1 protein-coding gene is annotated in these 1019 nt (G+C 44.8%); it reads left to right on the forward strand.

The genetic code is table 11. The features are described from left to right. On the forward strand, positions 1 to 1019 hold a 1019-nt coding region (locus AC1DWN_RS34280), incomplete at both ends, for a DEAD/DEAH box helicase (protein WP_477563271.1).

Consider the following 1019-nt stretch of genomic DNA (forward strand, 5'->3'; position numbering starts at 1 on the left):
GGCCTTATCAGCATCAGGGTGTCTCATGGCTGCTGTTCTTAAGACGCTTCGGTCTGGGAGGCGTACTTGCGGATGATATGGGTCTAGGCAAGACCATTCAATTTATGGCTTACTTGGTCTATGTGAAAGAACAAAAGCTGCAATCTAATGGTCCTTCACTGCTCATATGTCCAACATCTGTTATCGGCAACTGGGAGAAGGAGCTTGAGAAGTTCGCTCCTTCACTACGTATTATGCTGCATTATGGAAATAAGCGAGATAAGGGCGAGGCTTTCCGTGAAGCTGCAATGGAGGCGGATTTAGTCATTACTTCCTATTCGCTGGCCCAGCTGGATGAAGAGGATATTTGTTTGCTGGAATGGGATGCGCTTTGTCTGGATGAGGCTCAAAATATTAAAAATGTGTACACGAAGCAATCTACTGCGATTCGTAGATTTCCTGCGTACCATCGAGTTGCTCTAACGGGAACACCGATGGAGAACCGATTGACCGAGCTATGGTCGATCTATGATTTTATCAATCCTGGTTATTTGGGCAATTTAAATGAATTCCGCAAAGCAGTCGTTACGCCGATTGAGAAGACGCGTGATGAGAACCTTATTTTAGGGCTTCAACGTTGGGTTAAGCCATTTATGCTTCGTAGAATCAAGAAGGATCCTTCGATCCAGCTGTCTTTGCCAGAGAAAAATGAAGCGAAGACCTATATGACGTTAACCGCAGAGCAAGGGGCTATGTATGAAAATATCGTTGCCGATTTGCTCGAGAATTTAGATAAGCTTGGACCCATGCAGCGAAGAGGGCTTATTTTGGCTACTTTAACAAAACTAAAGCAGTTATGTGATCACCCTTCATTGTTAGCGGGCGAAGATCGTTCTCCTGTATTATGGGAGGTAGAACGTTCTAATAAGGTCGCGAGATTGCTTGAGATGTGCGAGGAAATTGCTGCTGAGGGTGAACGATGCTTGATTTTCACACAATACATCGAAATGGGTAATCAGCTCAAGCAGCTTCTTGAGGAG

Source organism: Paenibacillus sp. P4_A7 (genome assembly GCF_056402455.1).